Consider the following 25,768-nt stretch of genomic DNA (forward strand, 5'->3'; position numbering starts at 1 on the left):
GATGATGGCCATTGGGCCAACCATAGAAACCGAACGCCTGATCCTCCGCCCCCCAAGGGCGGAGGATTTTGACTCATGGTGTGCATTTCACGCCGACGAGGACGTGATGCGCCATCTCGGTGGCGTTCAGGGGCCGGAGCTGACCTGGCGGTCGATGTGCGCCATGACGGGTGCGTGGACCATTGAAGGCTTCTCGATGTTCTCGGTTATCGAGAAGGCGACCGGCGAATGGGTTGGCCGGCTCGGCCCGTGGCGGCCTTATGGCTGGCCGGGAACGGAAGTGGGCTGGGGGCTTGTGCGGTCCGCGTGGGGCAAGGGCTATGCGAGCGAGGGCGCTGCGGCAGCGGTGGACTATGCCGTGGACATTCTCGGCTGGGATGAGGTGATCCATACAATTGATCCGGCCAATGCTGGCTCGATACGGGTTGCAGAGCGGCTCGGCAGCCGCGTGTTGCGTCAGGTCACGTTGCCAGCGCCGCTCATCCTAACGCTGGATGCCTACGGCCAGAGCGCGGATGAATGGCGGGCGCGGCGGATCAAAGGCGCGTGATCGGCGTCTGATCCGGCTCGCAGGCGACCGCCTTTGCGGCTAGCGTCTCTACAAGCGTCCCGAGGAGATTGCCGCCATGATCCGCACTTTGTCCCTTGTTTCCGTACTTGCCCTGCTGCCAGCGACCGCCTGTGGGCAGGAGCCGTCGGAAGAGGCCCTGAATGCCAAGGCTGCTGAAGCCGAAATGGCCATCGAGGCTCGGGCAGAAACGCCTCAGGTTGGCCTGCCGAACGGTGCTGAAGCGCCGGCTGTGAGCCTCGTTGATACCGCAGGCGAGACGCAAACGCTTGAAACGCTGGCGGGACCAAAAGGCACGGTGTTTGCCTTCGTGCGCTCAGCCGACTGGTGCCCCTATTGCAAGAAGCAGCTGCTGGATCTTGAGGCCGCTGCTGCGCCGCTTGCTGCGGCGGGCTGGACGCTTGTGGCAGTCTCCTATGACCCTGTCGAAACGCTTGCAGGCTATAAGGCCGATAAGGGCCTGACATATGAATTGCTCTCCGATGAAGGGTCTGCCGCGATCAAGGCCTTCAACCTGCTGAACACGGAAGTGAAGCCGGGGTCTCGCTATGAGGGCATACCGCATCCCGCCATCGTGTTCGTCAATGCAGACGGTCATGTCGTGAAGACACTGCGCGAGGAAGGCTACAAGACGCGGCCCGCTGTGGATCTGGTGATAGAGACAGCCGAAGGCCTCTAGGCGGGTTTCATTGGTCGGCGCTCTGGCATAGTTTGCCGACAGACAAGCCGGAGCTGACGCCATGAAACATATCCTGACCCCCCTCATTCTGGCGGCGGCTTTGACCGCCCTGCCGGCTATCGCAGATGACACCGCCGTGCTGGACCCCGCGATAAAGGCGCAGGCCGAGGCCCTTATGGCGGCTGGGCTCAAGGATGATGTGGGGCTGGAATTCACTGAAAGCCTGACAACGGAGATCGGCCCGCGACTGGCTGGCTCGGATGCCGAATGGCGCGCGCGGCAATGGGCGATGGTCAAGCTGAAGGACCTGAATTTCCAGCAGGCCTATATCGAGGACTTCAACATTCCCTATTGGGAGCGCGTGACCGAGACGGCTTCAGTCACCGGCGCCAATCCGCAGAATCTGGCCATCACAGCGCTGGGGGGCTCCAAATCGACAGCCAAGGGCGGTGTTGAGGCGGGGGTTGTGCGTTTCACCAGTCTTGCTGATCTGAAGGCGGCGCCTGCGGACTCGCTGAAAGGCAAGATTGCATTCATCGATGAGCGTATGGTGCGGGCGCAGGATGGGTCGGGTTATGGCTACGCTGTGGGAAAACGGAGCGGCTGTGCGCAGGCGGCGGCAGACCTTGGCGCGGTTGCGTGCCTGATCCGTTCGGCAGGCACCGACTCGCACCGCATGCCGCACACCGGCGGCATGGCGCGTGAGGGAGCCCTCGGCGCGCTGCCTGCAGCAGCGCTTGCAGCACCGGATGCTGACCAGCTGGCGCGCCTTCTGGAGCGCGGGCCAGTTGAGGTGAAGCTGAACATTCAGGTCAATACGGCTGACTCGGCGGCGTCAGGCAATGTGATTGCCGAAGTGGGAGGCTCGAGCCTGAAGGAAGAGATTGTGCTGATCGGCTGTCATCTCGATAGTTGGGACCTCGGGACAGGCGCGATTGATGATGCGGCCGGGTGCGGGATTGTGGTGGCGGCGGCGAACCTGATTCAGCAATTGCCGGGCAAGCCGAAGCGGACGATCCGGGTTGTGCTTTACGGCTCGGAAGAAGTCGGCCTGTTTGGTGGCAAGGCGTATGGAGAGGCGCATGCGGATCAGTTGGACAAGCATGTGCTTGTTGCCGAGAGCGATTTCGGCGCGGGCCGCATCTGGCGCCTGACAACGGGGTTTGGCGAGGGTGCCATGGCCTATGCCAAGGCGATGCAGGACCTTGTGGCGCCGCTGGGTGTCGTTCCGGGCGATAACAGTTCCAAGGGGGATTCAGACGTATCTGTCCTCGGGAACGCGGGGGTGCCGGCCATCTCGGCAGACCAGGACGGAACCGACTATTTTGACCTGCATCACACCCCGGATGACACGTTTGACAAGATCGATCCTGAGGCGTTCCGGCAGAATGTCGCTGTCTATGCGGCGCTGACCTATGTGGCGGCGGAAACGGGATGGGATTTCCGCAAGGCTGCGGCGCCTGCGACTGAAGACCAGTAGGCATGATCGCCGACAGGCAGGCGCGCATCGCGGCGAGCCTGGACTCGGTGCATGAGGCCCTGCGCTTTGTGCACCGTGAGCTTGACGGTGTCGCGTCAGATACCCAGCGCTGGAGATGGATTTCGGTCGGCGCGGTCATTGCCCTGCAAGGGGCGCTCGTCGCGGCTCTGAGCGGATACGAGACGGCGGAGGTGGATGATGTTGTCGATCCATCTTACCCGGAGCGCTACGCGCCCGTGACGCTTTTGCTGCGCCGCGCGCGCTCGACAGACTATCTCAATCCTCCGGAAAGACTGGACCTGACCGGGGCGGCCGCGCGCCGGATCGAGCAGGTCATCGCCTTCCGCAATGGGGTCGTCCATGGGACATCGCCGGGCATTCATGGGTATTCCGAGTCCATTCACGGACCATTCCGGGAGACTTTCTCGGCCATTCGGCACGTATTGCTGGTCCATCCCGCGTTCGATCGGGGGCCGCATGGGCTTGTGACTGCCCTGATCGCCGATCAGTTGGCTGCGATCTCGCGCAGGCTTCTCCCCGATGGTTAATGTCCGGGTCATGGTCGCGTGGCATGAATGGCATTCATGCGACCAATCCTTCGCCCCCTCGTGCTTTCGTGCGCCGCCTTTGCCCTGATCGCGGCGGCGCCGGCGACCTTCACGCGCGAGGAGCTTGATGCGCTTGAGGCTGAGCGGCAGGCGGCGATCACGCGTCTCGAGGCCTTGCAGACGGCGGGGCAGGAAACCGAGACGGACCTCCGGCAAATCGACAGCAAGCTGATCTCTGCCGCGATGGAGGCGCGCCGCCGGGAAGAGCAGGCGGCTGCCTCCGAGAAGGCGCTGATCGATCTGGGCACGCGCCGGGTGGTTGCGCAGTCGGCCTTGCTGGAAGACCGGCAGGCGCTGGAAGACCTTCTGGCAGCGCTCGCAGCGGCAAACCGTCGGCGGCCTCCGGCGCTGATCGTGTCGCCGGGCAAAGCGAATATGGCGATCCGGCGGGCGATCCTGATGAGTGAGACAACGCCGCGACTGGCGGCGCGTTCTGATGCGCTCTCGGCCGAGATAGACGAGCTGAACCAGCTGGAGCGTCAGATACGCGGCGAGCGCGCGCAGCTTGAGACGGCCGAAGCGACGCTGGCGCTGAAGCGGGTCGAGATCGAACAATTGGCGGCAGCCAAGCGCGGCAGCTTCGAGGACATAACCGGCGACATAAACGTGTTGAAGCAGCGGGCCGATACACTTGGCCGCCAGGCGGAGACGCTGCGCGACTTGCTGTCGGCGCTGGAATCCAGTGCGCCTTCGGCGCCGGGCGTGAAGCCGGCAATGCGTCCGACTTTGGCTTCGGCGTCCAAGACTGTGTCCCGGCCCAAGGCGCCTTCGCCTGCGCCGCAAAGCAGCCCCGTATCGCGCCCGCTTGGCAAAGCTGCATTGGGCGGACTTACCCAGCCGACAGCCGGTAACGTGCTCTATGGTTTTGGTGACAAGATGCCGACGGGCGGCAAGACGGAATGGATCACGTTTTCGACAAGACAGGCCGCCCAGGTGGTCGCGCCGACCGACGGAAAGGTCGAATATGCGCGTCCATTTCGCAGCTATGGATCAATGTTAATTTTGCGCACAAGTGACGGATACCATGTTATTCTTACAGGTATGAGCCGGATCTATGTCACCGAAGGCCAAACAGTGTCAGCGAACGAGCCAGTCGGGCGTATGCCCGACCGGGCAGATCCGCCGCCTGAGCTGAATATGGAATTAAGGCTTGGCGACAAGGTGATGAATCCGGCACAGTGGTTGCCGAGTGACAGATGAGGTCACGCATGACGGAGGATTGGAATATGCGTTCACTGCTGACGGGTGCCGCGCTTGGCATCGTTCTGGGTGGGTCGGCGGTCGGATTCTCCGCACTGGCCTGGCCACAGGAAAAGCCTGCCGATTCGCGCATGGTGACCTACCAGCAGCTTGAACTCTTCGCTGAAATTCTCGCCCGTGCCCGTCAGGACTATGTGGTCGAGGTTGACGAGAAGGCAGCGATGGAATCGGCCATCAATGGCATGCTCACCTCACTGGACCCGCATTCCGGCTATCTCAATCCGGACGACTTCCGCTCGATGCAGGTGCAGACCTCCGGCGAGTATGGCGGCCTTGGCATCGAAGTGACGATGGAAGATGGCTTCGTCAAAGTCATCTCCCCGATGGACGGCACCCCTGCAGCGCGCGCCGGCATCCAGCCGGGCGACCTTATCACCGCAATCAATGGAAAGCCGATCATCGGCCAGACCCTGAACGATGCCGTCAAGGAAATGCGCGGCGAGAAGGGGACGGACATCCTGATCACCATCCTGCGCGCGGGTGAAGACCCGTTCGACGTGACGCTGACGCGTGAAGTGATCGAACAGAAATCCGTTACCTGGGAAATGGAAAAGAACGATGTCGGCTATTTGCGGATTTCGAGCTTCAACGAGCGCACCACGCTGCTGCTCGAAGAAGGCATCGAAGGTATTTCGAAAGCCACTGGCGGCCGACCCAAGGGCCTGATCATCGACCTGCGCAACAATGGCGGCGGCCTGCTCGACCAGGCTGTGTCGGTGTCCGACATGTTCCTGTCGGGCGGCGAAGTCGTCTCGACGCAGGGCCGCCGGGCCTCTGACGTGGAGCGTTACAATGCGCGCACGGGTGAAGTGTTCAAGGGCGTGCCTATTGTCGTGCTGATCAATGGCGGCTCGGCTTCTGCCTCTGAAATCGTTGCCGGCGCGCTCAAGGATCGTGGACGGGCGACCATTGTCGGCACGACCAGCTTCGGCAAGGGCTCGGTCCAGACGGTGATCCCGCTGGGCGCAGATCGTGGTGCGATCCGCCTGACGACAGCGCGCTATTACACGCCGTCCGGCCGGTCGATCCAGGCATTGGGCATCGATCCCGATATCGAGATCACCAATACGCGCCTGACCGAAGAAGAACTGGCGAAGATCAAGCGCTGGTCTGAAGCCGACCTGCCGCATGCGCTGGCCAATGAAGACGGCGAAACCCGGCACCAAATGGAGATGCCGGACGAGCAGCCGCCGGAAGACTACAAGGGCGAAGACTTCCAGCTTGAACGCGCCGTGCAGATGCTGAAAGAAGGCACTGTAACGGCAAGTGCATTTCAGCGGGCTGGTTAACGAATATTTGTAAATCGTTAACCAGATTACGGCATCTATGGTCGTTCAGGATTCCATTTGTTGATTACATGAGGTCGCCCCATGCCTTATCGGAGAGACGCTGATCCGTCTCCTCTGCGTACCGGACTTGTCCATGCGGGGTTGAGCCTGCTGGTGTTCGGCGGACTTGCTGGCGCCCTTGGTGCCGGTATCCAGTTTTCAGGTGACCCCTCTGCGGCAGGCCCGCGCCAACAGCTTGCCTTGTTCGAAGTGATCGACGAGGGGAAACCGGAACTGAAAACCCGCCTCAAGACGGACGGAACCGAGATGGCGATGCTGCCGCAGGTCGATACCGATGGTTATGCGGAAGTCGAAAGTGGCGACGAACCGAGCCTTGACGTGGCCTATGCCGAGGGCGCCGAAGCGACCGGCACCGGTGGGCCTTCGGATGATGTGATGGCCGATGGCGAGGGTGTTGGTGTTCGCATCAATGGCAAGCTCGTGAAGCCCGGCGAATCCTATGGCGAAGTCACCAAGATCGCGTCGCTGGATGACGCGCCGATTTCAGGCATGACCGAAACGCTGAACGGTGTGCGTCTGCCGCGTATCGCGCCCGATGGCCGGACGCCTTCCGAAGTCTACGCACGCCCGTTTGCCAATCCGAGCCAGAAGCCTGTTGTGGCGCTGGTCGTCGGTGGGCTGGGCATCAATGCCACGCATACGAAATCGGCCATCGAGGAATTGCCGCCCGAAGTAACGCTCTCGTTCGCGCCGGATGCAAACCGTCTCCAGTACTGGATCGACCGGGCCCGCGCTGCCGGGCACGAGGTGCTGATCGAGCTGCCGATGGAAAACTACGATTATGGCCGCATGAAAATGCATCCGCAGACACTGCTGGCCGGCAAAGGCGCCGATGTGAACGTGCCGCGCCTCAATACGCTGCTCGGTCGGGCCTCGGGCTATTTCGGCGTGATCAATTACCAGGGCGCGAAATTCGCCGAGGATGCGGCCGCTGTGCGTCCGGTTCTCGATGTGCTCGGCAAGCGCGGCGTGGCGCTGGTCGAGGATGGCAGCCTTGAGGAGGCCAGCCTCGACAAGGTGGCTGACCAGACGCATGTGCGTTACGCCAAGGCCGCCTCGCCCATCGACACAAAGCTGACGGCGGACGACATCAATCTGGAGCTGATGGAGCTTGAGACCATCGCCAAGGAGAAGGGCGCCGCCATGGGCGCAGGCTATGCTTTCCCGATCACGATCGAGATGGCGAAGATCTGGGCCAGCGAGCTTGGGCCAAAGGGCATCATTCTGGCGCCTGTCTCTGCGCTTGTCGGCACGACGCCTGCAGAATTGGTCGACGCAGAGCGTGTTGCCACTGGCAGCAAGGCGCCGGCTCCTGTAAACCCTGCCGGGTGAAAACATCTATTATTGACCCTGAACGCTATCGCCCGAATGTCGGGCTCGCCCTTTTCTCGAAGGCGGGTCACGTCTTCGTCGGCCGCAGGATAAACGGTCGCGGCGCTTTCCAGTGGCAGATGCCGCAAGGCGGCGTCGACAAGGGCGAATCACCACGCGATGGTGCCCTGCGAGAGCTTGAAGAAGAGATCGGCGTTCCCGAAAAGCTCGTCGATGTGCTCGAAGAGACCGACGACTGGCTTTATTACGATTTCCCGCCGGACCTGAAGAAGCGCCTGCCGGGCCCCTATATCGGCCAGCGTCAGAAGTGGTTTGCCTTTCGCTTCAAGGGATCTGACAGCGATGTGCGGCTCGACCGCCACACGCCGGAATTCGATGCCTGGCGCTGGGCCCCGCTGGAAGAAACCCCGGGCCTGGTTGTGCCGTTCAAGCGTCTCGTCTATTCCGAAGTAGCCGAGCGGTTCAAACCCTGGGCCGAACCTGTGCATGGCGGCAAGATCGCCCAAGGCTGAGGGAGCGATGCATGCCGAAATCCCTGTTGATGATCCATGGAATTGGTTGCGGCGGCGACGCCTGGGACCATATGCGTCCGGGATTCGAAGCGGCGGGATGGACCTGCGAAGCGCCGACGCTTTTTCCGGATCAGCGCACATTGGAGAACCCGCCCGCAAGCCTGCCGGACCTCGGCTTTGATGACTATGTCACGGCCATGCTTGAGGCCGCGCGGAAGATTGAACGCGATACGGGCAGTAAGCCTGCCGTTATCGGACATTCGATGGGCGGCCTTATTGCGCAGTGCCTGGCTGAAAAGGGCGCCGTGTCACAGGCCGTGTTCCTGACGCCGGCGCAGCCCAAGGAATGCGCCAAGATCGGATTGTCCGTCGTCTACACGTTCCTCAATATTATCCTGACGCGTAATCGCCAGAAGGCCTACAAGGTGTGGCGTTCGGGCTTCCGCTTTGGGGTGCTGAATTGTGTGCCGAGGCGGCGTCATGACGCGATCTATGCGCTGGCGCGCTACGATTCCGGGCAGGTCTATGGTGATATCACTGACGGGATCGAGGTGGACGAAGGACTGGTGACAGTCCCGACGCTGACCATTGCCGCATCGCAGGACCGGGCAACGCCGGCGAGCGCCGTGCGCAAGGTGGGCGAGAAATATGCGCGCTCGCCCGTGCCGGGAGACTTCTTCGAGTACCCGGACAATGCACACTGGATCGTTGATGAGCCGGGCACGGATGCTGTCGTGGCTGACATCGTGGAATGGCTGGACGAACCGTTTCCGGCGCGCGGCTGAGCGACCAATCGCTGCTTTCGGACATGAAAAAAGGCGCTCGCGATTAACGAGCGCCTTTTGAATTTTACGCCTGAGCGCGGCGAAGCCTATTGATTGGCGGCGCGCAGGAAGCGGTTGCGAAGGTCTGCATCCGATTTGAAAACGCCCGTGAACTGGGTCGTGATCGTAGTGACATCCTTGTGGTGCACGCCGCGTGTCGACATGCACTCGTGAACGGCTTCGATCAGGACGGCCGTGCCCATTGGCGCGAGGCTGTCCGTGATGGCGTCGCAGATTTGCGCGGTCATCGTTTCCTGCGTCTGGAGGCGTTTGGCAAAGATTTCGACGACGCGGGCGAGTTTTGAGATGCCGACAACGGCGTCCGACGGCTTGTAGGCCACATAGGCCTTGCCGATGAAGGGCGCCATGTGGTGCTCGCAATGGCTCTCGACGTCGATATTGCGCAGGATGACGATGTCGTCATAGCCCTGAACATCTTCGAACGTGCGCGAGAGATATTTGACCGGGTCTTCGTCGTAGCCTGAGAACCATTCCTTGTAGGCATTCACGACACGCTTGGGCGTATCGATGAGGCCTTCACGGCGGGGATCGTCTCCGGCCCAGGCGATGAGCGTGCGAACGGCTTCTTCAGCTTCCTGCACGGTCGGGCGAACGAGAGGTTCCCCCCGCGACTTGTCATTCTTGGGCGTAATGGCGTCCATGGCCATGTTTAAGTGTCCTTCGACTGAGGGACGGAGGTCGAGCCGAGGCTTGGTCTGGGAAACCGGATGGCCCCCTGCCCGGACTTAACGCCCGCCCGAGTTGATACCCTCAGGGCGATGCATGATTAGATAGGCTGGCAATTCAGGCGTTTCCAGAAAATTCTTCCGTGACGCAGAGTAAATCCTTGACTGGAATCGCATTGCCCGCAGCGGTAGCCAGTGGTATCTGCCCCCTCATGAAGCTGTTTCGGACCCTGCTCGCATTGCCAAAAGGCTGTTGCTGTTAAGGCAACTAGTGCCCATTAGGGCATCCGGCCCTGCTGCAGGGCGCTGATTTTACCCCTTTTTCCGTTCGAGCCCGAAATTCCATGACTCTTCGCATTTACGATACCGCTGCCCGCGCAAAGCGCGTTTTTGAACCGCAGGATCCGGCCCGGGTGACGCTCTACGTGTGCGGTCCGACGGTGTATAATTATGCGCATATCGGTAATGCGCGGCCGCCTATCGTGTTTGACGTGCTGCGCCGGGTGGTGGCCAGCCAGTATGGCGCCAAGGCCATCGTCTATGCGCGCAATATCACAGACATCGAGGACAAGATCATTGCGGCGTCGCTTGAAACAGGCGAGCCGATCGAGACGATCACGCACAAGTTTGCGAAAATCTATAATGAAGATGTCGCTGCCCTGAACGTGATGGCGCCCACGATTGAGCCTTGGGCGACGGGCCATGTGCCGGAAATGATCGAGATCATCGAGAAGCTGGTGCGGACGAAATATGCCTATGTTGGCACGCAGGGTGTCTGGTTCGCGGTGGGCTCAATGCCTGATTATGGCAAGCTGTCGGGCCGCAAGCCGGAAGACAATGAAGCCGGTGCCCGCGTCGAGGTCGAGACTGACAAGCGCGATCCGGCCGATTTCGCACTCTGGAAGTTCGCCAAGCCGGGCGAGCCGGAAGACGCGATCTGGGATAGCCCGTGGGGCCGTGGGCGGCCGGGCTGGCATATCGAATGCTCGGCCATGGCGGCCAAGCACCTTGGCAAGACAATTGATATTCATGGCGGCGGAATTGATCTCCAGTTCCCGCACCATGAAAACGAGATTGCCCAGTCGGAATGCGCGCATGGGCAGGTGATGGCCAATTACTGGATGCATAATGGCTTCCTCGACATGGGCGGGGAGAAGATGTCCAAGTCGCTCGGCAATGTCGTGCTGATCCATGACCTGCTGAAGACATGGCCGGGCGAAGTGCTGCGCTTCGCCATGCTGAGCGGACATTACCGCGCTGCGCTCGACTGGAACGAGGACCTGCTGAAACAGGCCAAGACGACGCTTGACCGCGTGTATGGCGCACTGCGCCGCGTATGGGACGAGGAAGGTGGCAGCGCGCGCGACAAGGGCGTGCTGAAGGCCCTGTCGGATGACCTGAATACGCCCGAGGCGCTTGCTGAACTGTCGCGTCTTGCAAGCGAGGCCAATACGGCCGCCGACCACAAGGACCGCGACGCGATGGCGGATGCGCGGGCGAACCTATTGGCGGCCGGCGCACTGCTGGGCCTGTTGACCCATACGCCGAAGGATTGGGAGCAGGGCGGCGACAGCGACGGCAATGCCCGTATCGACGGCCTCGTTCAGGCGCGGATCGATGCGCGGGCGGCGAAGGACTGGGCTGAGGCTGACCGGATCCGGAATGAGCTGGCGGCTGAAGGCGTGGAAATCATGGACGGCGCGGGCGGATCGACCTGGCGGCGCGTTTAGGGCGCGCGTAAATTTCATCGAAATTCGCGCGGCGAACTGAACGCGGCGTTGGTGTGGCCGGTGTATGGTGCCTCATCACCAGTATTTCGAGGGGCCCATGCAAAGGGGCACTGGCCCGTCGTTTACCTCTCAACTAGGGTCTTCCGGTCACTCGGGAGACCCTTTTTTATGTTCCGGATTTTCGTTGTCTGCGCGGCCATGCTCCTTCTGCCCGGATGCGTGGCGACAAAAGTTGCCAAGACGGCTGTTACCGTTCCCGTGAAGGTCGCATGGGCCGGCGGTAAAATGGCGGGGAAGGGCGTCTATCATGCCGGCAAGGGCGTGCTGAACCTTGCGCATGACAATTATGAAGTTGCCGGGGCGCCCGTGGGCTTTACTGACGCGGCCCAGACGCAGAAATCGGATTTCCTGATGCTGCGGGCGGAATTCATTGATCATGACGGGCGCACGCGCGTGCTGGAGCGAAAGGTGCCTGCTGAGTCGCTTGAGGCCGAACTCGCGGCGCTGGAGCGCAAGCTGGATGGCGCGCCCATGGTGGCCGAGGTCGTATCAATCACAGTTGATGTCGTCTGAGAGCGGTATCCTGACGGATCGTTAAATTGACCATAGTGGGCGGCGCGTGGGACGAATGGGTCTCGGGCCTAGAACCCCCGTTTCAATGCACCCAATTCTTTAAAGGTCGTCCTCTTCACACCTGTTGAGGGCGGCCTCTTTTTATCGGCCTCTGGCAGCGCTGCTTGTCATCAGAGCCGCCCAAGGCCATCTGTATGCGTGATGAGCGAACTCTATCACAATCGTATCCTGGAGCTGGCAGCGAACATTCCGCATGTCGGCACGCTTGAAGGCGCCGAGGCCTCTGTGCTGAAGGTGTCCCGTGTGTGCGGGTCGACGGTGAATGTCGAGATCATGCTGGACGAGCGCGGCGATCATGTCGTGGCCATTGCTGTCGACCCGAAAGCCTGCGCCTTGGGGCAGGCGTCGACGGCGATCCTGTCGGAATATGCCCTCGGCGCGCATGTGGATGAGGTTGTCGCTGCGCGCGATGCGCTGAAGGCGATGCTGAAGGACAAGGGCCCGCCGCCGGAAGGCCGGTTCTGGGAATTGCGGCACCTGCAGGCCGTTGCCGACTATCCCCCGCGCCATACAAGCACGCTGCTTGCCTTTGAAGCCGCTGTGGCGGCGATTGAGCAGGCGCGGGCAGCACGCGGCCTTGCGCCCGTCGAGGCGTCTCAGGGATGAGTGGGCTGCGCCGCAAGACGGCCTATGTGCTGCTGCGGGTCTACAAGGCCAGTTTCTCGCTGGTCTTCTACGCGGCGGGCGCGCGCTGCCAGCACAAGCCAACGTGTAGCGAGTATGGCGCTGAATGTGTGGCGCGTCATGGCTGGTGGCCGGGGGGCTGGATGGCGATTGCGCGGTTCATCCGCTGCCGTCCCGGCGGTAGTTTCGGCTATGATCCGGCGCCCGAGACAAAACCTGATGTGCCTGCGTGGCTGCCCTGGCGCTATGGCGACTGGACATCGGGCGGCAGGCACTTCCCGAACCAGACAATTGAAAACCCGCCGGAAGCATGAGATAAGCCCGCCCAATGACATGTTCGAACCGTCTCCTGCTGCCCAGCGGCCTGACCACGCGAACCCGCCGGGGTGCATGATCCCCGCGAGGCTGCGCCGCAGTGCGCGCTTCACGTCTCATGTACCCGGTAAACTCCCTCAGAACCCCGGCACGCCAGCCTGATGTAATCGCCACCTTGAATGGGGTGGGATTTTTAGCGAACTCGCGCTAAGCACACCGCCGCAGGCAGGCCTTTCGGAACAAGACTTTGCCGCGCCCCGTGCGCCAGACCGCTGAAGAAGACTGAAACATGATCAAAGTATCCCTGCCCGATGGATCGGTGCGTGAGTTTGAAGAGGGCGCGAGCCCGTTCGATGTCGCAAGTTCCATCTCGAATTCCCTTGCCAAGAAGGCGATTGCCGCCCGTGTCGATGGCGAATTGCGTGACCTGATGCGCCCGCTGGACGGCGATGCGCGCGTTGAAATCGTGACGCCAAATGACGCTGAGGGCCTCGAGTTGATCCGCCATGATGCCGCGCACGTGCTCGCGCAGGCCGTGCAGGCGCTCTATCCCGACACGCAGGTCACGATCGGCCCGGTGATCGATGACGGCTTTTACTATGACTTTGCCCGCGAGACGCCGTTCTCGACGGAGGATTTCGAGAAGATCGAAGCCAAGATGCGCGACATTGTCGACGCCGACTATCCGATCATCCGCGAAGTCTGGGACAAGGACGAGGCGATCGCGATGTTCCGGAAGATCGGCGAAGACTACAAGGCGCAGATCATCGACGACATCATTCCGCCGGGCGAAGCGATCACGCTTTATCGTCAGGGCGACTGGTTTGACCTTTGCCGCGGGCCGCACCTGCCATCGACGGGCAAACTGCCGAAGGCTTTCAAGCTGATGAAGCTGGCCGGCGCCTATTGGCGCGGCGACTCGAAGAACGAGATGCTGCAGCGCATGTACGGTACGGCCTGGGGCAATGAGAAGGACCTGAAGGCCCATCTCGTACGCCTTGAAGAGGCCGAGAAGCGCGACCACCGCAAGGTCGGTGCGGCGCTGGACCTGTTCCACTTCCAGCCCGAAGCGCAAGGCTCGGTCTTCTGGCACCCGAAAGGCTTCATGATCTGGCGCCAGCTGGAGGCCTATATCCGCCGCCAGCAGGACGCCGATGGCTATGTCGAGGTGAAGACACCGCAGCTGCTGAACTCGGTGTTCTGGGAGCAGTCGGGCCACTGGTCTAAATTCCGCGAGAACATGTTCGTGGTGCCGGACGAGATCCCGTCGACGGAGGATGACGCGCCGATCCTGACGGGCGAAGGCGACCTCATGGCGCTGAAGCCGATGAACTGCCCCGCGCACGTTCAGATCTTCAAAAACGGGCAGCGCTCGTATCGTGATCTGCCGATCCGCATGGCGGAGTTCGGTTGCTGTCACCGCAACGAGGCGCACGGCGCGCTGCATGGCCTTATGCGCGTGCGCCAGATGACGCAGGACGATGCGCACATTTTCTGCCGTGAAGACCAGATTGCCGACGAGACGCTGCGCTTCCTGAAACTGTTCGAGCGCGTCTACGGCGATTTCGGCCTGTCGGAGATTTCCTACAAGCTGGCCACACGGCCCGAGCTGCGTGCCGGTACGGACGAAACATGGGATCGCGCCGAGAAGGCCCTGTCGGACGCCCTGACGGCGGCTGGCATGGAATTCGAGATCGCCGAGGGCGAAGGCGCCTTCTATGGCCCTAAACTCGAATTCCACCTGACGGACGCGATCGGCCGGACATGGCAATGCGGCACCTTCCAGCTCGACTATGTGCTGCCGGAACGCCTTGATGCGGAATACACAGGGTCGGATGGCGCCAAGCACCGTCCGGTCATGCTTCACCGCGCCGTGTTCGGCACGTTTGAGCGATTCATGGGCATTCTGATCGAAAACTATGCGGGCGCGTTTCCGCTCTGGCTCTCGCCGGTTCAGATCGTCGTCGCGGCCATTACGGACGCGGCGAACGATTATGCGCTTGAGGCGGCGGCTGCGCTGCGCAAGGCAGGGCTGCGGGTCGAGACAGATCTTCGCAACGAGAAGATCAATTACAAGGTCCGTGAGCATTCGGTGCAAAAGGTGCCGATCATTGCCGTCGTGGGCGGCCGGGAAGCAGAGGAGCGCACGTTGGCGCTGCGGCGCCTCGGTAGCCAGGGCCAGCAGATGATCAGCCTTGATGAGGCCATTGTCAGCCTCGCGCAGGAATCGCTTGCGCCTGATCTGAAGCGGGACGTGTGATCAAGGACTCGTGACAAGTCAGGGCGTTGGCGACAGAGTGAACGGCATGTCATATGCGCCCATTCTTGCAGCCGCCTTTGTGCTCTGGCCTGTCATGGGCCTGCTTGGCGCGCAGGGTTATGGCCCGCTGCTGGCAGTTGCTGCGGTTCCTGTGCTGGCCATAGCACGCCCGAAAACACCGCCCGCAATCTATGCCCTCATGGCGCTTGTTTTTGTCGGCTGGGCAGCCTTGAGCGATATGTGGTCGCCTGCTTCTCGCGGGTTTGTCTCGGGCAACCTGCTGGAAGGCGACTTCGCGATCCGCGCTTCAGGAGTGCGGATCGTTTTGACGGCCGTTTTCGGCATGCTGGCGGTCGCAGGCGCGCTTCAGATCAAGCAGGGCAATGCGCAGCGCTCTGCGCGCGTTATGCTGGGCGCATTCGCCGTGCAGGGCCTGCTGGTCGCGCTGAGCGCCGTGATTGGTGGTGCGGTCGTGGCGATGATCTATGGCGCAGACCCTATGGAACAGGCCAAAGGCGCGCAGAACATATCGCGCAATGCCAACGCCTTCATGATCGTGCTGCCGATATTACTGGCTTATCTCGTCGCGCGCCCCGGGTGGAAGTGGCGGGCCGTTGCAGCCGGACTTGTGGTCGCCAGTATTGTAAGCGTGATCTTCGACGACACGGATTCCGGCCTGATCGGCATCGTCTTCATGCTTGCTGCGGCTGCTGTCGTGACGCTGGCCCCCAAGACAGGATATCGCTGGCTGCTGTGCACGGTGGCAGCCTATATTGCCTCAGCGCCATTGCTGATCGGCGCCGGCGTGAAACTCATTTCACAATTGGGCATCTCGCTTCCTGGCTCGTTCCAGTCGCGCGTGTATTCATGGCAGCTGGTCATCAGCAAGTCTGTGGAAGAACCGATCATCGGTCATGGCATCGCGGCCTCAAAGACCTGGCGCGACACCTATGCTGACCATCCGGCGTGGCTCGCGCAATTGCCGGCTTCATGGGCCGAGTATCCGGTCATTCCCGGCCATCCCCATAACATGGCATTGCAGATATGGGCCGAGACAGGCGTTATGGGTGCCGTCGTGGCGGCCCTGACACTTGTTGTCATAGGGTTTCGCCTGCCGGCACCTTCCACACTGCGGACGGACATTCGCTATGCGATTGCCGGGCTTGTGGGTGTCGTCGTCAGCCTGTTCAGTTTCTCCTATAATGTCTGGAACGATTCCTTCTGGGCGAGCATCATACTGGCCGTGTGCGGGATCATCCTGCTGTCGCGGCGGGAACGTCTCTCACTGTGAGCGCACTGCCAACGACCTCCGCCATTGTCGTAAGCTATCATACCGGGCCACGGCTGCAGGAATGTCTCTACGCACTGAAGTCAGACCCTGATATTTCCGAGATCATCCTCGTGGATAATGGCAACACGCCTGAAGCCGAAGCGTGGATCGACAGTTTCATTGCGCGCACGGAGACGGCGCGTCTCATCCGGGCGGGCGACAATCCGGGGTTTGGGACCGCAGTCAATCGCGGGGCAGCCAGCGCCCTTGGGGAGCTGCTTCTTGTGATCAATCCGGATGCCATCATCAGGCGCGGGTCTGTCGGTCCTCTCTTTGCAGCGATGTCGGGACAACCGGACCCGGTTCTGGTCGGCGGCAAAATCTTTGATCTGCACGGGCGGGAGGAGCGCGGATGCCGCCGTAATACGCTGACGCTCGCGCGTGCGCTGGGACTTGGGCAGTGGACACTGGACCATGAACCGGCTCCCCCCGGACCTATCGCCGTAGGCGCTGTTTCAGGGGCGTTCTTCCTGATGCGTCGGGATGGCTTTGATGCGCTCGGCGGATTTGACGAGGATTATTTCCTCCATGTCGAGGATGTCGACCTCTGCCGGCGTGTGATCGAGGCGGGTGGCGCGGTGATCTACCAGCCGCTGGCGGGCGCCCTGCACTATGGGGCGACATCGGATGCGCCGTCCGGTGTGGTGCAGGCTCACAAGGCCCGAAGCCTTGCGCGTTATTTCCGCAAGTTCGCAAAAGGCCCGTTTGAGCGGGCGCTGGTGGCCGCGATTAAACCGCTCTTCGCTGTGGCGCTTAAGCTGCGCGCCTAGAGGATCGCTGGGATCACGCGGTCCGGTGGACGGTGACCATCGGCGAACGTCTTGATGTTAATGATGACTTTCTCGCCCATCTCAGTGCGGCCTTCGATTGTGGCTGAGCCCATATGAGGCAGGAGCAGCACATTGGGCAGGCCAATCAGGTCTTCACTGACGGCAGGCTCGCGTTCGAATACGTCAAGGCCAGCGCCGGCAATCTTGCCCGACTTGAGCGCCCTTGCGAGGGCGGCCTCGTCAATTACCTCACCGCGCGCCGTATTGATGAGATAGGCTTCCGGCTTCATGAGGTCGAGGCGGCGGGAATTCATCAGGTGGAATGTCGCCGGGGTGTGCGGGCAATTGATCGACACGATGTCCATGCGCGAGAGCATCTGGTCGAGGCTGTCCCAATAGGTTGCCTCAAGCAGCTCCTCGGTGCGCGGGCTGACCGGCTTGCGGTTATGGTAGTGGATCTGCAGGCCAAAGGCCTTGGCGCGGCGGGCAACCGCCTGACCGATACGGCCCATGCCGACGATCCCGAGTCGTTTGCCAGCGAGGCGGCGACCCATCATCCAGGTGGGTGTCCAGCCATCAAACGTGCCGTTTTCCATTACCATGGCGCCCTCGTGGAGGCGGCGCGGCACGGCGAGGATCAGCGCCATGGCGACATCGGCTGTGTCGTCTGTCAGCACGCCGGGCGTGTTGGTCACGGTGATGCCGCGCTGCACGGCGCTTTGCACGTCAATATTGTCAACGCCGGCCCCGAACTGGGCGATCAGGCGCAGCTGGTCACCGGCGCGGGCGAGCACCTTGCTGTCGATCCGGTCGGTGACTGTGGGCACGAGGACGTCGGCCGTCTGGACGGCGGCGACAAGTTCCTCGTGAGTGAAAGCGTGGTCGTCCTGGTTCAGGCTTGTGTCGAACAATTCCTTCATGCGCAGCTCGACGGGGGCGGGCAGCTTCCGGGTTACGACGATCTTCAGTTTCTTGGCTGGCATCTGGCCCCCTCGTAATTCTTTCCTCGGGCTTAGCAGAGCGATCCCGGAACGCCAACGCCTGTTGTTTTACACGTGATTCATCTGGGTGTGAGAGTGTGAGGGTCTCAACAGCGAGTTTGGCTTCTTGCGCATGAAATGGGCACCCTTTTTAGCATCGGGAATCTTCCTGTTCAGCGGCTTTGCGGCGGCTGAAGGCCCGCAGGTTACGCGCATCAGCCAGTTCTCCGGCAAGGCCGTTCCGCGCTTTGAAGTGTTAAAATTTGCCGCAGTGAACGGTCGCAAGGGACCGAGCCGGGATCAGGAAATCCTCTGGCGCTACGAGCGCAAAGGGTTGCCCATGTTGATCATCAAGGAGAGCCGCGACTGGCGGCGGGTGCGCGACCCATCTGGCGACGAGGTTTGGGTGCATGCGCGCATGCTGGAGCCGGGCGCGGCGGCGATGGTGCAGTCGGCGACCGTGATACATGAGACGGCCGATGCGGCGAGCGCGGAAGTCGCGTCACTGGAAGCTGGCGTACTGGTGCGGCTGGGCGATTGCGAAGTGAAATGGTGCGCGGTGGAGGTGCAGAATTTCAATGGTTGGGCGCTGCGCGAAGCGCTGTGGGGCGCTGACACAGGTGAGGCAGGTCTGTAATTCCGGGTGGCTCGGACGGTTGACAAGCCGGGCCGGTCACTGTGGTTAGGCGGTTACGCTAAATTCCAGGAGAATCCGCGATGTCCGGTCCGCACGATTATCACACGCCGAAGTCCAGCTATACGAAGGCTGACCTGCTCGAGTCGGGCAAGGGCGGGTATTTCGGGCCCGGCAATGCGCAGCTGCCTGCGCCGCCAATGCTGATGATGGACCGGATTACCGAGATCAGCATGGATGGCGGTGTGTACGGCAAGGGCCATGTCATTGGCGAGCTGGATATCGATCCGAGCCTCTGGTTCTTTGCATGCCACTTTCCGGGCGATCCGGTGATGCCGGGCTGTCTCGGTCTCGATGCGATGTGGCAGGCTGTCGGCTATTGGCTCGGTTGGTCCGGCAGCCCGGGCAAGGGCCGTGCGCTGGGTGTTGGCGAGGTCAAATTTACCGGCGAGATCACGCCGGATTGCAAGCTGGTGCGCTACGAGATCGACATTCACCGCGTGCGCCGCGGCAAGCTGGTTCTGGGCATTGCGGACGGCAAGGTGTTCGTCGACGAGCGCCACGTCTACACGGCCAATGACATGAAGGTTGGCCTGACCGTTCCGGGCCAGGCAACGCCGGTCTAGGACCCGCAAGAGCCATTCTGAACCTTTGAGTGCAGGCCACACCCATGGGCCGGTTGAGCGGCGGGACGCTTGACGGTTTGACCGTGTCCGCCTAGCCCCTAAGGCAGAAAAACAGCCAATGAGGAGGCCCGCATGGCCGAAGAATGGAACCTGCCGTCCGGTGACCTGATGAAGGGCAAGCGCGGCATCGTCATGGGCGTTGCCAACCAGAACTCGATTGCCTGGGGCATTTCCAAACAGCTGGCTGCCCAAGGCGCCGAGATTGCCTTCACGTATCAGGGCGAAACGCTGGAGCGCCGTGTGCGCCCGCTCGTCGAGAGCATCGGCATGGACATGATGATCCCGGCTGACGTGACCGATGATGCGAGCATGGACGCCGCGTTCGCCGAGATCAAAGCCAAGTGGGGCAAGATCGACTTCCTGGTCCACTCCATTGCCTTTGCCGGCAAGGACGAGCTGCAGGGCTCGATGGTCGCCAACACCACGCGCGAAGGCTTTCGCCGCGCGATGGACATCTCGGTCTATTCCTTTATCGACTGCGCCCGTCGCGGGGCCGAACTGATGCCGGATGGTGGCTCGATCATGTGCATGACCTATCTCGGCGCAGAGCGCACCGTTCCGTCCTATAACGTGATGGGCGTCGCCAAGGCGGCGCTTGAGGCCTCGACGCGCTATGCGGCGCGCGACCTCGGGCCTCAGGGTATTCGCGTCAACGCGATCTCGGCAGGCGCCATGCGCACGCTGTCGCTGGCGGGCATCAAGGGCGGCAAGAGCCTGATGGGCACGGGCCGCGACTGGTCGCTGCTGAAGGAAGACACGAGCATGGAAGGCGTCGCTGGCTGCGCGCTCTACCTGCTCTCACCGCTCGGCCGCTCGATTGCCGGCGAAGTGATCCATGTCGACGCTGGTTTCCACGTCGTCGGCGTGCCGGATGTGCCGGAGGAATAGGCCTCAGTTCACGATCGTGACGGATGGTCCTGCCAGCCGGATTGAATAGATCATGCCTTTCTTTTCGCCCATCTGGATGCTGAAGGCGGCGAGGTCTACGTCGCCCTTGAGGCCATCAGGCACGATGGCGCCGCGCGGGGTCTGCCGGAACGGCGTGTAGGCGTGTCCCGGTGTTTCGGCTTCGAAGTGGCGGAAGGTCCAGTCATTGAGCGAGGGCTCTGCGGTGAGGCTCTGGCCCGCCGCCATGCGCAGCGGCACGTCTTCGCTGAGCGTACCGGAAAGGCCTGCAAAGACCTGCGTGGCCCAGACGCCTTGCCTGGTAACGAGGACGCCAATGGCGACATGTGTGAAGTCCGGATTCAGGATATTGGCGCGGTGGCTGGGGCTGTTCATCAGGTTCGCGTGAAGCTGCGGCAGGCTCTTCGCGAAATTGTAACGGCCCTTGACGATTTCGAGCATGGCGAGGTTTTCGGCTGAGCGCTGCAGGAGCGCGCGCCGGTCGAGCGCCGTCAGCCGGTCACCCGGAGTGCGCCCATCGGGCCCGATATGATCGAAGAAATGATTGGCGGCCATGTCCAGGCTCTGGAAGCGGGCCGGGGCGAGCAGTTCCCGGCGTAGCTGTAGGGGCGGGAGGTCATGGGCAGCGCGCGCTTCGTTTATGCGCGTCAGGAAGCCAGCCTCCATTTTCAAGTCAAACCTGTAGCCGGGAGGCAGTTGCGCAAGGCACGGGCGCACCGTCTCCACATAGTCGGCTGTGCTCTGGCCACGCGCGCCAAGGCGCAGGTCGCAGGCCTGTGCGGCGCTGGCCATGAGAATGCCGGCGCCTGCGAGTGCCAGCCATTTGGACAGGGTTCGCCTCATGGGTGAAAGCCTAGCGGCGCCCAAGGGCGTGGCCCAGCTTTTTGTGCAGCCGGAACATTCCCCTTTGAGGCCGGTTTACCCGGAAGGATAAGACGGATGGGAGGTGTGGCATGTTGATGATGGTGATTGTGGTGGCGGTTGTGTCCGGGGCCTTGGTCGCCGGCGCGGCATGGGGTCTCTACGGCAAACTGCCCAAGCCATTGGAGGGTTTTCTCGTGGCGCTTGCGGGCGGCGCGCTGATCCTCTCTGTCGTGACAGAGCTGATTGAACCGTCGATTGAGACTTCCACCCTTTGGCTCTCCATGCTGATGACTGCTGTGGGCGCGGCCGTGTTCACGGGCGTCGATTATCTGATCGATGAAAAATGGAATAGCGATAGTGGCGGCGGCCTGCTGGCGGCGATCACGCTGGATGGCGTGCCGGAGAACCTTGCGCTGGGCGTTGCGCTGATTGGCGCGGAGCCCATGGCTGTCGCGGCCCTTGCCGGATCAATTCTGCTGTCGAACTTGCCCGAGGCTGCGGGTGGAGCAAAGGAGATGGCCGATAACGGCACCTCGAAAACGAAGGCGCTGATGATGTGGCTCGCTGCGGCGGCCCTGCTGTCAGCGGCGGCTGTTCTCGGCAATCTCCTGCTTGAAGGGGCAAGCCCGCATTTGCTGGCGGGGATCCGCTGCCTGGCAGCCGGCGCCGTGATTGCTTCACTGGCGACCGAAGTCTTTCCGCAGGCCTATAAAGAGGATTCCCACATGGCGGGGATTGCAACGGCGCTGGGTTTCATCCTGGCACTTGTGCTCAGCGAAATTGGCTAGAGCTTTGCCCTGTCAGCGAGGACACCCAGGGAGCGCAGACGTTCGAGCACGGGTGCAACCATGCGCTCAATCGCCTCGGCATTCGGACGGACATTGCCATAGGCGGGCAGGCCCTCGTCAGCGATGACGAGATCGGCCTCGAACTTGGCCGGATGGGTCCAGCGATAATGCGCGGCGCGGACAGTGGACATGTATTGCTCAAGCACATTGTCGACGTCGCGGCCGCGATCGATCACGTCGCGCCGGATGCGGCGGGCGAGCCGCAAATCGTCCGGCGTATCGACATAGACGGAGAGGTCGATCAGGGACCGGATCTTGGGCATGGAGAGGGCGTGGATGCCTTCGAGCAGCAGGATTGGCGCCGGCTCGATACGGCGGGTCTTTTCGCTACGGTCGTGGCGCTCGTAATCATAGATCGGTTGGTCAACGCCGTGGCCGGATTTGAGGGCTTTCAGGTCGCGGACAAGGTGGTCGACTTCCTTGGAGATCGGGTCGTCATAGTTGACGCCGGCGATGATGGCCTGTCGCTCTTCCTCGGTTATGTAATCACCATAGTGGCGCATCGGGTGGTAGTAGGCGTCTTCCCCGAACATGACAGCCTGCCCGGGGCCGAGGTGTTCGAGCAGCGCTTCGGCGAGCGTTGACTTGCCAGAGCCGGAGCCGCCGGACATGGCGATGAGGAAGGCGGATTTGCGTTTGGTCATGAGGGCTGCTTAGCGCCAAACCGGGGCATTTTCCAATAGTTCCGGTCTGTTCAGCTGTGCGGACATGAAAAGCCCGGCCCCTGTGCAGGGCCGGGCGGGGGACGCATGATAAAGGCGTGTCTACCGGCCGACGACGAGCGGGCCGCGCAGGGCGTATTCCTGGGTGTTGCGGGCCATGTCGAAGGTGACATAGGCCTGCTGGCCGGGCGCAAGCGTGCCTGTCATGTTGGCGCCATAGCCGCGCGCAACGGTTTCACCTTCGGGTGTTGTCAGGCGCCAGCCGACGGGTTGCACGCCTTTCTCGTCAAATGTCGCCTTGATATCTGCCGGGCCGGATACCTGGATGGGGAGGGGAGATTCAAGGTGGCCATCGACGCGCGCGAAGAGCTGGACGATATAAGTGCGGCCATTGGCTTTGGCGATGCCGATGCCTGTATGGGTGAAGGCATCGCGCGTCATGTTGCTCGCATTGACCGGGTCTGCCCGTAGCGCTTTGAACACCGCATCAGCATCCCCTTCGCCTTCGAGGATGGCGATGTTGGCACCTGCTGCGCCGATCAGCACTGAACGGTCCAGCATGCGGACGCGCTCCAGATGGCCACGGCCTTCCTTGTCCATGTGGCCGGCATAGTTGCGGGCGGCCATGTCCATGGCGTGGATGCGCGCGGCTTCTTCAAGTGAGGCAAGGGGAATGAGGGCGGGCTCATTGTTTGTAGCCCGGACGGCATCCGTTGCCTGAATGAGCGATTTCTCGAGCCTGGCATCCTTGGCGATGCTTGTCGGCGTGCTGTAGCAGGCCGCGACTTCCTGATTGTAGGCGACGGGATCGAGCGGCAGGCCGTCTGCGAGTTCGCAGGTCGACACGGCCGACGCGGGAAATGCGAGCGCCGCAAAGGCTAGCGCCGACACTGACATATATTTGTAATGTAACTGTAACATAAGTGTCACATTAGTTTCATGACACTTCCGTGTCAATGAAAATTCATCCGGGTACAGAAAGATGTAGTATTTGCGGCAGGCCGGATTGGACACTGACGCAAAGAAAAAGGGCCACCCCGAAGGGCGGCCCTGATCTGCTGCTTACAAGAAACTGTAAGTCTATTCTTCGCCTTCGGCGCCTTCGAACTGCTTGCCGGTCGCTTGATCGACAACTTTCATCGACAGGCGAACCTTGCCGCGATCGTCAAAGCCCATGAGCTTGACCCAGACCTTGTCGCCTTCTTTGACCAGTTCCTTCGGATGGCCGATGCGCTCTTTCGCCATTTGCGAAACGTGCACGAGACCGTCCTTCGGGCCGAAGAAGTTCACGAAGATACCGAAGTCTTTCAGGCCAACCACGGTGCCTTGGTAGATTTCGCCGACTTCGGCTTCTGCGGTGATTTCCTTGATCATCTTCATGGCTTTTTCGATCGCCGGGCGGTCGAGCGCAGAGATCTGCACTGTGCCGTCGTCGTCGATATTCACTTTGGCGCCGGATTCTTCGACGATGCCACGGATGACCTTGCCGCCGGAACCGATGACGTCACGGATCTTGTCGGTTGGCACTTTCATGATTTCCATCTGAGGTGCGTTTTCCGACAGGCTGTCACGCGACGTGTCGAGGGCTTTTGCCATCTCGGCGAGGATGTGCATGCGCCCACCCTTTGCCTGCTCGAGCGCCGTTTTCATGATGTCTTTCGTGATACCGGCGATCTTGATGTCCATTTGCAGGGACGTCAGACCTTTTTCGGTACCGGCAACCTTGAAGTCCATGTCGCCGAGGTGGTCTTCGTCGCCGAGAATGTCGGAGAGGACGGCCACGCCGTTTGGTTCCTTGATCAGGCCCATGGCGATACCCGAGACAGGACGGGTAACCGGCACGCCGGCATCCATCATGGCAAGCGAGCAACCGCAAACCGTTGCCATCGAGGACGAGCCGTTGGACTCGGTGATCTCGGAGACGAGGCGGATCGTGTACGGGAACTCGGCGTGGTCAGGCAGGACAGCCTGAAGCGCGCGCCATGCGAGTTTGCCGTGACCGATTTCGCGACGGCCTGCGCCACCCATGCGGCCTGTCTCACCGACCGAATAGGGCGGGAAGTTGTAGTGCAGCATGAACTTGGACTTGGACGTGCCGTCGAGACCGTCGATGAATTGCTCATCATCGCTGGTGCCGAGCGTTGCGACGCAGATCGCCTGCGTTTCACCGCGGGTGAACAGCGAGGAGCCGTGCGTGCGTGGCAGGAAGCCGGCAATGGCTTCGATGGAGCGAACCTGATCAAGGGCACGGCCGTCGATACGTTTGCCGGTCTTGATGATGTCACCACGGACGACCGAAGCTTCAGCTTCCTTGAACGAGGCCTTGAAGGCGTCGCCGGTCATCTCGCCGGGTGCTTCTTCGGTGCCGACAAGGGCCGCTTTGGCTTTGTCGCGGGCAGCGCCCACAGCAGCCTGACGCTCAAGCTTGTCGGTGATCGAGTAAGCAGCCGACAGGTCCTTGCCGACCAGTTTCTGGATGGCTTCGAGGGCAGCGGAGTTGTCGTCAGGTTCGAAGTCGAATGGTTCCTTGGCAGCTTTTTCGGCGAGATCGATGATCGCGTCGATGATGGGCTGCATGGATTCGTGACCGGCCATGACAGCGCCGAGCATGACATCTTCGGAAAGCTCATAGGCTTCCGATTCAACCATCATCACTGCGTCGGCGGTGCCGGCGACAACGAGATCAAGGTCGGAGTCTTCGAGTTCGGCGATGGTTGGGTTGATGACGTACTCGCCATCGATATAGCCAACGCGTGCCGCGCCGATCGGGCCCATGAATGGGGCGCCGGACAGGACGAGGGCAGCCGAAGCGCCGATCATGCCGAGGATGTCGGCATCGTTCTCGAGGTCATAGGACATGCAGGTCAGAACGACCTGGACTTCGTTCTTGAAGCCTTTGACGAAAAGCGGGCGGATCGGGCGGTCGATGAGGCGCGATGTCAGCGTCTCTTTGTCTGTTGGGCGGCCTTCACGTTTGAAGAAGCCACCTGGGATGCGGCCCGATGCGTAGTATTTTTCCATATAGTTGACGGTCAGGGGGAAGAAGTCCTGGCCTGGCTTGGCCGACTTGGCGAAGCATGCGGTCGCGAGAACCTGGGTATCCCCGTAGGTTACCATGACGGCGCCGTCTGCCTGACGTGCCACTTGGCCCGTTTCAATTGTCAGCGTGCGTCCCGCCCATTCCAGCGACACGGATTGTTTGTTGAACATTTCGATTGTCTTTCTTTT

The 25,768-nt window shown here is 61.6% G+C and carries 26 protein-coding genes; 20 read left to right on the forward strand and 6 right to left on the reverse strand.

Features of this window, described 5'->3' with window-relative positions:
• Position 1 precedes the first annotated feature (1 nt).
• From V7651_RS11230 to V7651_RS11270, 9 genes are all read left to right on the forward strand, one after another.
• Positions 2-550: a GNAT family N-acetyltransferase gene (locus V7651_RS11230; protein WP_335613239.1), complete on the forward strand. Its 549-nt coding sequence runs from the start codon at positions 2-4 to the stop codon at positions 548-550.
• Positions 551-626: 76 nt separating this feature from the next.
• Positions 627-1,247 (forward strand): peroxiredoxin family protein, encoded by a 621-nt coding sequence (locus V7651_RS11235; protein WP_335613240.1) that lies wholly within the window; start codon positions 627-629, stop codon positions 1,245-1,247.
• A gap of 61 nt (positions 1,248-1,308) precedes the next feature.
• Positions 1,309-2,727 carry a M28 family peptidase gene (locus V7651_RS11240; protein WP_335613241.1) on the forward strand — a complete coding sequence of 473 codons (1,419 nt, stop codon included), beginning with the start codon at positions 1,309-1,311 and terminating at the stop codon, positions 2,725-2,727.
• Positions 2,728-2,729: 2 nt separating this feature from the next.
• On the forward strand, positions 2,730-3,275 hold the full coding sequence (locus V7651_RS11245; protein WP_335613242.1) for a hypothetical protein: 546 nt from the start codon (positions 2,730-2,732) through the stop codon (positions 3,273-3,275).
• 36 nt (positions 3,276-3,311) lie between these two features.
• Positions 3,312-4,535, forward strand: coding sequence for a murein hydrolase activator EnvC family protein (locus V7651_RS11250; protein WP_335613243.1), 1,224 nt, complete (start codon positions 3,312-3,314; stop codon positions 4,533-4,535).
• A 26-nt stretch (positions 4,536-4,561) separates the two neighbouring features.
• Positions 4,562-5,884 (forward strand): S41 family peptidase, encoded by a 1,323-nt coding sequence (locus V7651_RS11255; protein ID WP_335613244.1) that lies wholly within the window; start codon positions 4,562-4,564, stop codon positions 5,882-5,884.
• A gap of 81 nt (positions 5,885-5,965) precedes the next feature.
• Positions 5,966-7,276: a divergent polysaccharide deacetylase family protein gene (locus V7651_RS11260; RefSeq protein WP_335613245.1), complete on the forward strand. Its 1,311-nt coding sequence runs from the start codon at positions 5,966-5,968 to the stop codon at positions 7,274-7,276.
• On the forward strand, positions 7,273-7,788 hold the full coding sequence (locus tag V7651_RS11265) for an RNA pyrophosphohydrolase (protein ID WP_035539837.1): 516 nt from the start codon (positions 7,273-7,275) through the stop codon (positions 7,786-7,788). Before V7651_RS11260 ends, V7651_RS11265 begins: the two co-directional genes overlap by 4 nt.
• Positions 7,789-7,799: 11 nt before the next feature.
• Complete coding sequence (locus V7651_RS11270; protein WP_035539834.1) at positions 7,800-8,573, forward strand: alpha/beta hydrolase; 774 nt, start codon at positions 7,800-7,802, stop codon at positions 8,571-8,573.
• 86 nt (positions 8,574-8,659) lie between these two features.
• Here V7651_RS11270 and folE read toward each other — a convergent pair whose 3' ends face one another.
• On the reverse strand, positions 8,660-9,274 hold the full coding sequence (gene folE / locus V7651_RS11275) for a GTP cyclohydrolase I FolE (protein ID WP_035539897.1): 615 nt from the start codon (positions 9,272-9,274) through the stop codon (positions 8,660-8,662).
• A 368-nt stretch (positions 9,275-9,642) separates the two neighbouring features.
• Here folE and cysS point away from each other — a divergent pair, with 368 nt between their 5' ends.
• The 7 genes from cysS (at position 9,643) to V7651_RS11310 (ending at position 16,960) form a co-directional block, all read left to right on the forward strand.
• The gene (cysS, locus tag V7651_RS11280; protein ID WP_335613246.1) at positions 9,643-11,028 is read left to right on the forward strand and encodes a cysteine--tRNA ligase; all 1,386 of its coding nucleotides are present in this window, start codon (positions 9,643-9,645) and stop codon (positions 11,026-11,028) included.
• A 168-nt stretch (positions 11,029-11,196) separates the two neighbouring features.
• Positions 11,197-11,601 (forward strand): hypothetical protein, encoded by a 405-nt coding sequence (locus tag V7651_RS11285; RefSeq protein ID WP_035539830.1) that lies wholly within the window; start codon positions 11,197-11,199, stop codon positions 11,599-11,601.
• Positions 11,602-11,802: 201 nt separating this feature from the next.
• Positions 11,803-12,267: an iron-sulfur cluster assembly scaffold protein gene (locus V7651_RS11290; RefSeq protein ID WP_335613247.1), complete on the forward strand. Its 465-nt coding sequence runs from the start codon at positions 11,803-11,805 to the stop codon at positions 12,265-12,267.
• Positions 12,264-12,599 carry a membrane protein insertion efficiency factor YidD gene (yidD, locus tag V7651_RS11295; protein WP_335613248.1) on the forward strand — a complete coding sequence of 112 codons (336 nt, stop codon included), beginning with the start codon at positions 12,264-12,266 and terminating at the stop codon, positions 12,597-12,599. Before V7651_RS11290 ends, yidD begins: the two co-directional genes overlap by 4 nt.
• 290 nt (positions 12,600-12,889) lie before the next feature.
• The gene (thrS, locus tag V7651_RS11300; protein WP_335613249.1) at positions 12,890-14,860 is read left to right on the forward strand and encodes a threonine--tRNA ligase; all 1,971 of its coding nucleotides are present in this window, start codon (positions 12,890-12,892) and stop codon (positions 14,858-14,860) included.
• A 46-nt stretch (positions 14,861-14,906) separates the two neighbouring features.
• Complete coding sequence (locus V7651_RS11305; protein ID WP_035539822.1) at positions 14,907-16,151, forward strand: O-antigen ligase family protein; 1,245 nt, start codon at positions 14,907-14,909, stop codon at positions 16,149-16,151.
• Positions 16,148-16,960 (forward strand): glycosyltransferase family 2 protein, encoded by an 813-nt coding sequence (locus V7651_RS11310; RefSeq protein ID WP_335613250.1) that lies wholly within the window; start codon positions 16,148-16,150, stop codon positions 16,958-16,960. The genes V7651_RS11305 and V7651_RS11310 overlap by 4 nt, the downstream gene beginning before the upstream one ends.
• Here the strand turns inward: V7651_RS11310 and V7651_RS11315 are convergent.
• Positions 16,957-17,943: a 2-hydroxyacid dehydrogenase gene (locus V7651_RS11315; RefSeq protein ID WP_035539821.1), complete on the reverse strand. Its 987-nt coding sequence runs from the start codon at positions 17,941-17,943 to the stop codon at positions 16,957-16,959. The two genes, V7651_RS11310 and V7651_RS11315, sit on opposite strands and share 4 nt — an antisense overlap.
• 130 nt (positions 17,944-18,073) lie before the next feature.
• Between V7651_RS11315 and V7651_RS11320 the strand changes: the two genes are divergently transcribed.
• The 3 genes from V7651_RS11320 (at position 18,074) to V7651_RS11330 (ending at position 20,148) form a co-directional block, all read left to right on the forward strand.
• On the forward strand, positions 18,074-18,577 hold the full coding sequence (locus tag V7651_RS11320) for an SH3 domain-containing protein (protein ID WP_335613251.1): 504 nt from the start codon (positions 18,074-18,076) through the stop codon (positions 18,575-18,577).
• 80 nt (positions 18,578-18,657) lie between these two features.
• On the forward strand, positions 18,658-19,200 hold the full coding sequence (fabA, locus tag V7651_RS11325) for a bifunctional 3-hydroxydecanoyl-ACP dehydratase/trans-2-decenoyl-ACP isomerase (protein WP_034736430.1): 543 nt from the start codon (positions 18,658-18,660) through the stop codon (positions 19,198-19,200).
• 132 nt (positions 19,201-19,332) lie between these two features.
• Positions 19,333-20,148: an enoyl-ACP reductase FabI gene (locus tag V7651_RS11330; RefSeq protein WP_035539819.1), complete on the forward strand. Its 816-nt coding sequence runs from the start codon at positions 19,333-19,335 to the stop codon at positions 20,146-20,148.
• A 3-nt stretch (positions 20,149-20,151) separates the two neighbouring features.
• Here V7651_RS11330 and V7651_RS11335 read toward each other — a convergent pair whose 3' ends face one another.
• Complete coding sequence (locus V7651_RS11335) at positions 20,152-21,009, reverse strand: CAP domain-containing protein (RefSeq protein WP_051624924.1); 858 nt, start codon at positions 21,007-21,009, stop codon at positions 20,152-20,154.
• 110 nt (positions 21,010-21,119) lie between these two features.
• Here V7651_RS11335 and V7651_RS11340 point away from each other — a divergent pair, with 110 nt between their 5' ends.
• Complete coding sequence (locus tag V7651_RS11340; protein ID WP_335613252.1) at positions 21,120-21,818, forward strand: ZIP family metal transporter; 699 nt, start codon at positions 21,120-21,122, stop codon at positions 21,816-21,818.
• On the opposite strand, the gene udk is transcribed toward V7651_RS11340, so the two are convergent.
• From udk to pnp, 3 genes are all read right to left on the reverse strand, one after another.
• Positions 21,815-22,522 (reverse strand): uridine kinase, encoded by a 708-nt coding sequence (gene udk, locus V7651_RS11345; protein ID WP_335613253.1) that lies wholly within the window; start codon positions 22,520-22,522, stop codon positions 21,815-21,817. The two genes, V7651_RS11340 and udk, sit on opposite strands and share 4 nt — an antisense overlap.
• Before the next feature lie 120 nt (positions 22,523-22,642).
• The gene (locus V7651_RS11350; protein WP_335613254.1) at positions 22,643-23,461 is read right to left on the reverse strand and encodes a CAP domain-containing protein; all 819 of its coding nucleotides are present in this window, start codon (positions 23,459-23,461) and stop codon (positions 22,643-22,645) included.
• A 159-nt stretch (positions 23,462-23,620) separates the two neighbouring features.
• A complete protein-coding gene (pnp, locus tag V7651_RS11355) occupies positions 23,621-25,750 on the reverse strand; it encodes a polyribonucleotide nucleotidyltransferase (protein WP_335613255.1) in 2,130 nt (709 codons plus the stop codon).
• Positions 25,751-25,768 lie beyond the last annotated feature (18 nt).

The organism is Hyphomonas oceanitis (assembly GCF_036964545.1).
GTDB classification, from domain to species: Bacteria; Pseudomonadota; Alphaproteobacteria; order Caulobacterales; family Hyphomonadaceae; genus Hyphomonas; species Hyphomonas oceanitis.

Excerpts from the sequence above, each read along its gene's own strand:
- udk (WP_335613253.1), bottom strand. The coding sequence starts at position 22,522 with ATGACCAAACGCAAATCCGCCTTCCTCATCGCCATGTCCGGCGGCTCC.
- V7651_RS11340 (WP_335613252.1), top strand. The coding sequence starts at position 21,120 with ATGTTGATGATGGTGATTGTGGTGGCGGTTGTGTCCGGGGCCTTGGTC.
- folE (WP_035539897.1), bottom strand. The coding sequence starts at position 9,274 with ATGGACGCCATTACGCCCAAGAATGACAAGTCGCGGGGGGAACCTCTC.
- V7651_RS11350 (WP_335613254.1), bottom strand. The coding sequence starts at position 23,461 with ATGTTACAGTTACATTACAAATATATGTCAGTGTCGGCGCTAGCCTTT.
- pnp (WP_335613255.1), bottom strand. The coding sequence starts at position 25,750 with ATGTTCAACAAACAATCCGTGTCGCTGGAATGGGCGGGACGCACGCTG.
- V7651_RS11260 (WP_335613245.1), top strand. The coding sequence starts at position 5,966 with ATGCCTTATCGGAGAGACGCTGATCCGTCTCCTCTGCGTACCGGACTT.
- V7651_RS11335 (WP_051624924.1), bottom strand. The coding sequence starts at position 21,009 with ATGAGGCGAACCCTGTCCAAATGGCTGGCACTCGCAGGCGCCGGCATT.
- V7651_RS11240 (WP_335613241.1), top strand. The coding sequence starts at position 1,309 with ATGAAACATATCCTGACCCCCCTCATTCTGGCGGCGGCTTTGACCGCC.
- V7651_RS11255 (WP_335613244.1), top strand. The coding sequence starts at position 4,562 with ATGCGTTCACTGCTGACGGGTGCCGCGCTTGGCATCGTTCTGGGTGGG.
- V7651_RS11285 (WP_035539830.1), top strand. The coding sequence starts at position 11,197 with ATGTTCCGGATTTTCGTTGTCTGCGCGGCCATGCTCCTTCTGCCCGGA.
- V7651_RS11320 (WP_335613251.1), top strand. The coding sequence starts at position 18,074 with ATGAAATGGGCACCCTTTTTAGCATCGGGAATCTTCCTGTTCAGCGGC.
- V7651_RS11270 (WP_035539834.1), top strand. The coding sequence starts at position 7,800 with ATGCCGAAATCCCTGTTGATGATCCATGGAATTGGTTGCGGCGGCGAC.
- V7651_RS11330 (WP_035539819.1), top strand. The coding sequence starts at position 19,333 with ATGGCCGAAGAATGGAACCTGCCGTCCGGTGACCTGATGAAGGGCAAG.
- V7651_RS11230 (WP_335613239.1), top strand. The coding sequence starts at position 2 with ATGATGGCCATTGGGCCAACCATAGAAACCGAACGCCTGATCCTCCGC.
- fabA (WP_034736430.1), top strand. The coding sequence starts at position 18,658 with ATGTCCGGTCCGCACGATTATCACACGCCGAAGTCCAGCTATACGAAG.
- V7651_RS11250 (WP_335613243.1), top strand. The coding sequence starts at position 3,312 with ATGCGACCAATCCTTCGCCCCCTCGTGCTTTCGTGCGCCGCCTTTGCC.
- V7651_RS11245 (WP_335613242.1), top strand. The coding sequence starts at position 2,730 with ATGATCGCCGACAGGCAGGCGCGCATCGCGGCGAGCCTGGACTCGGTG.
- cysS (WP_335613246.1), top strand. The coding sequence starts at position 9,643 with ATGACTCTTCGCATTTACGATACCGCTGCCCGCGCAAAGCGCGTTTTT.
- V7651_RS11315 (WP_035539821.1), bottom strand. The coding sequence starts at position 17,943 with ATGCCAGCCAAGAAACTGAAGATCGTCGTAACCCGGAAGCTGCCCGCC.
- V7651_RS11305 (WP_035539822.1), top strand. The coding sequence starts at position 14,907 with ATGTCATATGCGCCCATTCTTGCAGCCGCCTTTGTGCTCTGGCCTGTC.
- V7651_RS11290 (WP_335613247.1), top strand. The coding sequence starts at position 11,803 with ATGAGCGAACTCTATCACAATCGTATCCTGGAGCTGGCAGCGAACATT.
- thrS (WP_335613249.1), top strand. The coding sequence starts at position 12,890 with ATGATCAAAGTATCCCTGCCCGATGGATCGGTGCGTGAGTTTGAAGAG.
- V7651_RS11235 (WP_335613240.1), top strand. The coding sequence starts at position 627 with ATGATCCGCACTTTGTCCCTTGTTTCCGTACTTGCCCTGCTGCCAGCG.
- yidD (WP_335613248.1), top strand. The coding sequence starts at position 12,264 with ATGAGTGGGCTGCGCCGCAAGACGGCCTATGTGCTGCTGCGGGTCTAC.